The organism is Embleya sp. NPDC059213, from assembly GCF_042754445.1.
Taxonomy (GTDB): domain Bacteria; phylum Actinomycetota; class Actinomycetes; order Streptomycetales; family Streptomycetaceae; genus Embleya.
The window spans coordinates 21717-28400 of sequence record NZ_JBHZAV010000121.1 but is presented as its reverse complement, the minus strand read 5'-3'; the positions used below and the strand labels follow the sequence as shown (position 1 = coordinate 28400).

The window sequence follows — 6684 nt, the reverse complement described above, 5'->3', positions numbered from 1 at the left end:
AGAAAGAATAACTCCCGCCGACGGCACCGACTTATAGTTACGGATCCGGGCAGCCGGCGACCACCGGCGGCGCGGGGCCGACCGATCCACCCTCCCGCCAGCCCGTGCCCACCGACGGCCCGACCCCCGAGAGGCCCGAGAGACCCGAGGAATCCGACGAAACGCCGCCCGGCTCCGGCGGCGTGTTCCCGCTCCCGGTCCGCGAGGCGATGAAGGCGGCGCGCGTCGTATCCGTCCTCCTCGCCGTCGCCCTGATCGTCGGCCTCGGACTGACCTTCGGCCCCATGGTGTTCGACCACGACACGGCGAAGGACCGGACGCCCGCCGGCAAGAATTCCGGCTCACCTCCGTTACCGGGTCCCACCGGTACGGGCCCCACCTCGACGGGCACCCAACCCGGGACCATCCCACCGTCCGACCTCCCGGACGCATCACGCCGCCTCCTGGAGCGCGGCTTCCTCAACGTGGGTATCGCCTCCAATTCCACGGACCTGCTCTCCGAGGGCGGGGTGACGGGCGCCTACTCGGGATTCGACATCGAGATCGCCAAGGTCGTCGCGGCTCATCTCGGCTTCGGCCCGGACCGGATCCGCTTCCAATCCATCCCCGCCCAGGACCGGCTACGGGTCATCCAGCAGCAGGTGATCGACTACTACGTCGGCACGTTGACCATCACCGACCAGCGCAAGCAGGTCATCGCGTTCGCCGGGCCGTATCTGGTCAGCGGGCAGGGCGTCCTGGTCCGCACCGACGACCGGGTGCTGACCGGATTCGACTCCTTGCTGGCCGATCGCCAGGTGTGCTCGGTCACCGGCACCACCACGCTGGCGAAGCTGCAACACGACATCCCGAAGGCCATCGCGGTCTCCCGGGACAACTACGGGGCGTGCGTGCAGGATCTGCTGAGCGGGCACGTCGACGCGGTCACCACCGATCAGGTCCTGCTTCAGGGTTACGTGGCCAACAACCCCGGCCGGCTCAGACTCGTGGGCCCCGCGGTGACGGCCGAGCGGTACGGCATCGGCGTGGCGATCGACAATCCGCCCCTGCGCAGGGCGATCGACGAAGCCTTGCGATCCGCGTTCACCAACGGCGTGTGGAAGGACGCCTACGAACGCACTCTGGGCCGTACCGGGATTCCCGCGCCCGCGGCGCCGGTGTTGGAAATCTCCTGACGCTCGCCGGCACCGTCGGTCAGGACTTCACGGCGTCCGAGAGACGGACGAACGTATAGCCCTGCTGGAGGAGTTCGGGCACGGCCAGGCGGATGCCGGCAGCGGTACCACCGCGTGGATGGTTCAGGTGACCGATCACGACCGAGCCCGGACGTACTCCCCGCATCGCCTTGCGGACCTGCTCGGGGGTGAAGGTGGCGCCGCCGTCGGCGTTGACGTGGAAGCTCGCGAAGCGTTCGCCCAGGTCGGTGACGATCCTCGCCGCGACGTCGTCGCAGTAGGCCGTCCCGGACCGGAAGAACCGGGGTGGCCGGCCGAGCAATTCGGTGAGTTTGGCCCGGTTGCCGGAGATCTCGTCGTAGACCTCGCCCGCGTCCCGGGTGCCGGGAATGCCGTAGGCGGCGCGGCCGGAGACGGACAGCGGCAGGTGCCGGGTGCCGTGGTTGGCGATCTCGAAAAGCGGATCGGCGGCCAGTTGCCGAAGTGTGGGCAGGTTCTCGTCCACCCAGCGGGAGTTGACGAACAAGGTGGCCGGGACCGACCGTTCGCGCAGGAAGTCGATCAGCGCCCGGTCGTACTCGCTGCCACCCTTGCCACCGCACGCGTCGAAGGTCAGCGCCGCCACCTTCGCGGTGGTCGGCAGTCGGGACAACGACCCCGCCACCTCCAGGCCCCAACTCGTGGGCACCTGCCGACCGTACCGGGCGACGATCTCCGCTCGGGTCGGACCGACGGCCGCCGGCGGACCCGAGGACGGTTTCGGACTCGACTCCGCCGGCGCGGGACGAGCCGCCGCCGGCGCCGGTGGTGACGTCGTACTCGGCGAGGCGGACTTCCCCGCGTCCGAACACCCCGCCAACAGCCCGCCCAACGCGGCTGCCAACATCGCCCGTCGGCCCACGTCCATCGCGCCGTCCTCCACATCCGCGCGACGCCCACCGCCGTGCGGGTTCACCCTAGAAGATCACCACCCCACCGCCTGCGTGTGGCACGCCGCCGAGTGTCGGTGACACCCACTACCCTCGCGACACGGTCGGGCACGTCGACCCCGACCCCGGACCGCGACGCTCCCGGCCGACTTCCGGAAACGGCCCTGGGCTGCGTCGAGAGCCACCGCCCGCGCCGTTCGAGACTCGCGCGCAATGGCTCGCGTCAGCGACCGGAGAGCCGGTCAGATGTCTGCGTGTGCAACCTTCCCGCTGTCACTGGTGGTCAATGGCCGGTTACCTATGGTTGACGAGGCCGGCGGGCCCGGGGTTTCATGCACCGGTGGGAGAACGTGTGCAGGGCGACACTTGGGGGCTCGCAAAGGCCATGGAGTTCATCGAACGAGGGCCGCAAATCGGCAGGTTACGCACGGCGCTCCGGGAGTGCGCCGCCGGGCGCGGCGGCATCGTCCTGGTCGATGGCGCCGTGGGTTGCGGCAAGAGCGAGATACTCGGCTGGGTCGCCGAGCAGGCGACGGCCGGCGGCGCGATATCGCTGTCGGCGGCCGGGTCGGCCGGTTCCGCGACCCGGGCCCGGCCCCTGGCGATCCTGGGCCAGTTCCTGGACGGCCCGGGCGTACCGACCCGCCTGGCCCTCGCCGTGAACCGGCTGGTCGAGGACGAGGACGGCGCCCGCGCGGCCCGGCGATTCACCACCGCGATCCACGAAGTCGCGCTCCGGCGACCGGTGGTGCTGTCCCTGGACGACGTGCAGCACGCCGATGACGCCTCGGTACGGTGTCTGTTGCACCTGGCCCGACACTCGGGCCGGGCCAGGGTGCTCGTACTGCTCGCCCGCTCGCCCCACTTCGCGCCGACGGACCCGCAGTTGCCCACCGAATTCCTGCGCCAACCCGAGCTGGAGCACCTCCACCTGGCCCCGCTGAGCCCGACCGGCGTGGCCGAACTGCTCGCTGCGGCTGCCGATGCCCCGGACCCGCGCCGGACCCAGCGGTACCACGAACTCACCGGCGGCAACCCACTGTTGCTGCGCGCGCTGATCGCCGAGCAGGGCTCCGCAACGAGCGCGGCGGCGGAACCGGCGCCCGGTGGCCCGTACGGCCAGGCCGTATTGGCCTGCCTGCGCCGCGGCGGCACCGGGATGTGGCGGGTGGCCAAGGCCGCCGCCGTGCTGGATGTCGGCGTGTCGGCCGAGGTACTGCGTCGGCTCGCCGACACCACCGCGCTCGCCACCGCCCAGGCCCTGGGCGCGCTGTCGAGCGCCGGCCTGCTGGAGGGCGACCGACTGCGCCGCGCGGCCCGCGCCGCACTGCTGGACAGCCTGGATCCGACCGAACACAGCGGTCTGCACCGCCGCGCCGCCACCGTGCTGCGCCGACAGGGCGCTCCGGCGGCCCGGATCGCCGACCATCTGCTCGCCGCCCGCGAGGCACCGGAGCCGTGGGCGGTGGACGTGCTGCGCGAGGCCGCCGAGGAAGCGTTGGACGGGGATCGGGCGCGCCGGGCGATCGCCTGCCTCGAACTGGCCGCCGAACAGTGCCGCGACCCCGCCGCCCGCGCCGAGACGCACCTGCGGCTCGCCGAGGTCACCGGACGGCTCAACCCGCATGCCGCCGAACAACGGTGCCTGGGCGAGCCGTTGACCGCACTGGCGCTCGGCGATCTGCCCGAGTCGAGCATGACGGCGCTGGCCCACCAGTTGTTGTCGCACGGCCGGCTCGACGCGGCCCGTCGGGTCCTGGGCCGGCTCAAGGAGCAGAGCGACCCGCGGGCGGAGTGGATCGAGCAGCTCGAATCGGATCTCCCGCTCCCCTGGCTGCACCACCCGCAATCGGCTGGTCCGTTACCCGATCCCGTCGAGGGCATCGAGGCCGCCGAACGACTGCTGCGGGTCTCCGGATTGACCGACGTGACCGTGTCGCCGCTGGTCTCGGCGCTGCACCTGTTGATCGACCGGGACCGGGCGAGCCGCGCGGAGGCACACGCCCAGGCCCTGCTCGCCGAATCGATCCGGCGCGAAGCCCCGGGTTGGCAGGCCCTGTTCGGTTCGGCGTGTGCCCAAGCGGCGCTGCGTCAGGGCCGGTTGCCGGAGGCGGAACAATACGCGCGGCAGGCGATGGCGGTACTGCCCGAGCGTGCCGGAAGTCTGTTCCTCGGCGGCCCGCTGGCGAGCCTGATCTGCATATACACCGAAATGGGCGATTTCGAGGCCGCCGCCCGGCAGGTGAACCAGCCGGTCGGCAAGGACCTGTTCACCGGCCTGCACGGCCTAGCCTATCTGCGCGCCCGGGGCCGGTTCCTGCTGGCCACCGACCGGGTTCGGGCCGCGCTCGCCGATTTCCTCCAGGTGGCCTGGCTCGCCCATGGCTGGGGAGTCGACCAGCCGTTCTTCGTCCCGTGGCGGACCGACGCCGCCGAGGCCCTGTTGCGGCTCGACGAGACGGACCGCGCCCGCGACCTGGTGGCCGAGCAGTTACGGCTGTGCGGCCCCGGTGGCGGCCGGATTCGCGGCACCACGCTGCGCCTGCGCGCGATGACCGTCGACATCGCCGACCGCCCGGCGCTGCTGAGCCGGGCGGTCGAGGCGCTGCGCCGGTCCGAGGACACCTTGGAGTTGGCCCGCACTCTGGAGGCCCTGGCCGAGTCCTACCAGGCCCTGGCCGAGCCGGTCCGCGCCGCCACCCTGCAGTCCCGGGTCTGGCACCTGACCCGGGACTGCGGCGCCCGGCCGCGCACCCGCACCATCGCGCACGCCTACGCCGACCTGCGGGAGGCGAACACCGCCGGCGCCGGCGCGTATCCGGGAGGCGAATCGGGGAATCTGAGCGAATCGGAGCGACGGGTCGCCGCACTGGCCGCGTCCGGATACAGCAACCGGGGCATCGCCGAGGAGTTGTTCATCACGGTGAGCACCGTCGAACAGCACCTGACCCGGGTCTACCGCAAGCTCGACATCAAGAACCGCCGGCAACTGCCCGTCCACCTGCGGTCGCACCCGGATTGGTGTCGCCCCACTCCCGGGCCGCGCGGCGCCGGCCCTGGGGCCACCGACGGCCCCCGGACGGCGGGGCTCGTGGCGGCGGCGGACTCAGACCCGCACCGGCAGGCCCAATGCCCGGGCGAGCAGGCCGCGGTGCAGGTCGCCGGGACCGCCGAAGGCAGCCGCCGCTGACCCGCACGGCCCCGGCCCGAGGATCACCTCTCCGGCCGAGCCCGTCCGGCCCGGCAGGCCCGGCAGGCTGGGGAGTTCCGGAAAGCCCGGTACACGCTCGATGTCGGGCACCCCGGCGCCCCCGGCCGCACCCGCGCCCACTGCCGCCGCCGGTCCGAGCAGATCGCTTACCAACACGCCGAAATCAGCCGCAAGTTCCCCGCCGAGCGCGCCGGCCGCGAGCCCGTGCAGGCGGGCCGCGATGTCGCCGATGCCCCGCGCGGGCAGCGCCGCCGCCACCGCCGGCAGGCGGATCGCCTGGACCCGCGCGGCCAGTTCGGTCGGTCCGGCACGCGCCGCCGAGCCGCGCGGTCCCGCCGCAGAGGCGGCCTCGGGGCCCGCACGCAACAACCCGATCAGGTCGACCAGGCCGCGGTGGAGGGTCGCCGAGACGTCCCCGGCCGCGATCGGCTCGGCGGCGAAGGTGTCCACGATCACCGGCCAACCACCGCCCACGGCACCGATCCTGGCCGTGTCGGCGACCCGGACCCGGTCCGGCAACACCGTGCCACCGCGCTCCCCCGCCGGGGATCGATGGGGGCGCACGGTGACACCCGGCGTGTCCACCGGCACCAGAAACACGGTGCGGCCGGCCTGCGTTCGCTCCCGGTCCGGACCGGTCCGCGCGACCAGCCACACGTAGCGGGCCCGATGCGCGTCGGCGGACCACAGCGGGTCGCCGGTGAGGAGCCATTCACCTCGATCGTCCGCGCCGGCCCGGACGGCGTGCACCCGCACCGCGGCCGGGTCGAAATCCGCCCGCACGGCCCGATCGGTCGGCGCGATGCACAGCGTGCCCCGGCGGATCCCGGACAGCGAACGGCAGTCGCAGCACGTGGGTGGCCGCGTCGCCGGCCTCGATCAGGCAGTCGGTACCGGCGTCGGCATCGCCCGGGCCGCCCGGCAACGCGGTCACCACCCGGATGCCCCCGTCGCCGATCGCCCCGGCCAGGCCGGTATTCGCGGCGAACAACCGGGCCGCGACGAACGCGTCCAGCACCGGCAGCGGGCACGCGGCCCGCCCGAGCGCGCGGGCCAGGGCGATCGCGGCGGCCAGGGCGTCACTGTCGCCCAGGTCGAACCAGCCGTGTACGGCGCCCACATCCCACAGCCGGTCCAGGTCCCCGGTGGGCGCGGCGCCGGCCCGGCCCCAATGTCGGGTGATCAGGGCCGCCGCGTTCGCGGCGAACTCGCCGACCTCGTCCCGGTGCGACACGTGCATGTCGTGGCTCCCTTCGGCGCTGCGTCCCGAACACGCGTCGGGCCGTGCGGAACTGCTCGGGTGGTGTGGGCAACACCCCGCGATTCGTCCGGGAATCGCCGGGTCGACGGCACGGCCGCGAACACGCGG

5 protein-coding genes are annotated in these 6684 nt (G+C 73.1%); 2 read left to right on the top strand and 3 right to left on the bottom strand.

What is annotated here, in order from left to right:
* Positions 1-104: 104 nt before the first annotated feature.
* A complete protein-coding gene (locus ACFXMF_RS33325; protein ID WP_380020930.1) occupies positions 105-1175 on the top strand; it encodes a transporter substrate-binding domain-containing protein in 1071 nt (356 codons plus the stop codon).
* A gap of 19 nt (positions 1176-1194) precedes the next feature.
* Here ACFXMF_RS33325 and ACFXMF_RS33320 read toward each other — a convergent pair whose 3' ends face one another.
* The gene (locus ACFXMF_RS33320; protein WP_379991993.1) at positions 1195-1863 is read right to left on the bottom strand and encodes a polysaccharide deacetylase family protein; all 669 of its coding nucleotides are present in this window, start codon (positions 1861-1863) and stop codon (positions 1195-1197) included.
* A gap of 626 nt (positions 1864-2489) precedes the next feature.
* Here ACFXMF_RS33320 and ACFXMF_RS33315 point away from each other — a divergent pair.
* Complete coding sequence (locus tag ACFXMF_RS33315) at positions 2490-5294, top strand: AAA family ATPase (protein WP_380020928.1); 2805 nt, start codon at positions 2490-2492, stop codon at positions 5292-5294.
* Here ACFXMF_RS33315 and ACFXMF_RS33310 read toward each other — a convergent pair.
* Positions 5211-6098 carry an acyl-CoA dehydrogenase family protein gene (locus ACFXMF_RS33310; protein WP_379991694.1) on the bottom strand — a complete coding sequence of 296 codons (888 nt, stop codon included), beginning with the start codon at positions 6096-6098 and terminating at the stop codon, positions 5211-5213. The two genes, ACFXMF_RS33315 and ACFXMF_RS33310, sit on opposite strands and share 84 nt — an antisense overlap.
* Positions 6028-6555, bottom strand: coding sequence for a hypothetical protein (locus tag ACFXMF_RS33305; protein WP_379991693.1), 528 nt, complete (start codon positions 6553-6555; stop codon positions 6028-6030). Before ACFXMF_RS33305 ends, ACFXMF_RS33310 begins: the two co-directional genes overlap by 71 nt.
* Positions 6556-6684 lie beyond the last annotated feature (129 nt).